Annotated in this window: 1 protein-coding gene and 1 pseudogene; both read right to left on the reverse strand. The window is 40.6% G+C overall.

Annotated elements, in window-relative coordinates; all coding sequences use genetic code 11:
- Positions 1-590 (reverse strand): annotated as a pseudogene (locus AC1DSB_RS19485) (DUF58 domain-containing protein); the annotation flags it as partial.
- Positions 587-1,265, reverse strand: a 679-nt coding sequence (locus AC1DSB_RS19490) for an AAA family ATPase (RefSeq protein WP_477587438.1), incomplete at its 5' end; no start/stop codon positions are given. The gene AC1DSB_RS19490 and the pseudogene AC1DSB_RS19485, both read right to left, overlap by 4 nt.

Below are 1,265 nucleotides of genomic sequence, written 5' to 3' on the forward strand. Positions count from 1 at the left end.
ATTGTAAATGGTGAGGCGGCGGCGCCTTGATCGTATCGAGTTTCAATCGGCATATAAATCATTTCCGCTATGTTTGGGTAAACGATGACGGTCTGTTTTAATGGAAGTACATGTGTTTTTTTCACCCAGCCAAAAAAATCACTTACGGAAATTTCAATACCATCCAAAGAATGTTCGCCACGTGGCATCTGATCGATTTCATAGGTCCACTCGATGTTTCGTTGAAACCCTACCATTTTCACAGTTTTCAATTGTTTATTTGCATGTCTGATAAGGGATGCACTTTGAGTGACTTCCTTTACGACAAGATAAAGCATTGGAAAACGTGACGGTCTTTTTAATTTCACCGTCACAATCAATTTCCCACCTTTGCGGATTTGAGCAGTTTGAATATAGCGCTCAATTTCTATTTTCGAAATGGGACTGAAGAAGAATGCAATGGAATATAAGGCAAACGGAACTATTGAGTAAAAAATGAACCAACTGACGAAACCACCCTGGAACATGGCAAATGCAAACGAAAAAATGACTAGAAAGAGGACAAAAAGGAGTCGTCCTCCAATTGCCCATGTCAAGTTAGCTTTCTTCATTGTTTAACTAACCTTTTAATTGGAACATTCGKTTTGGCTAAGATACGTTCCACAATTTCCTCTGGTGTTATGCCATCATAGCGGGCTTCTGAACGTAAAATCATGCGGTGGCTGAAAACAAATGGTGCTAAATATTGAATATCGTCAGGTGTTACAAAGTCTCTTCCCTTCAACATCGCAAACGCCTGCGATGCCTTCATCAATGCCAGTGACCCACGAGGACTGACACCTAAGTAAATATATGAATCTTTTCTTGTACGGTTTGCTAAATCGACGATGTAGTTTTTAATTGTATCGTCGACCACGATGTCTTTTACTTCTTTTTGCATAAGAATCAGATCCTCCAAAGAAATGACAGAATTCAAGTTTTCTATTGGAACTGACTTCTCTGCACGCTTCAATACTTCAATTTCTTGTGTGTGTGACGGGTATCCCATACGAAGTTTTAAAAGGAATCGGTCCAATTGCGCTTCTGGAAGCGGATATGTCCCCTCGTATTCTATCGGGTTTTGAGTGGCCATTACGAAAAACGGTTTAGGTATCGTCATGGTTTCACCATCAATTGTCACGGTTGCTTCTTCCATACCTTCCAAAAGTGCTGACTGAGTTTTAGGGGAAGTCCGATTGATCTCATCCGCCAATACGATATTTCCCATTATCGGACCTGGTCTGAAT

The organism is Paenisporosarcina sp. P4_E4_2 (genome assembly GCF_056401595.1).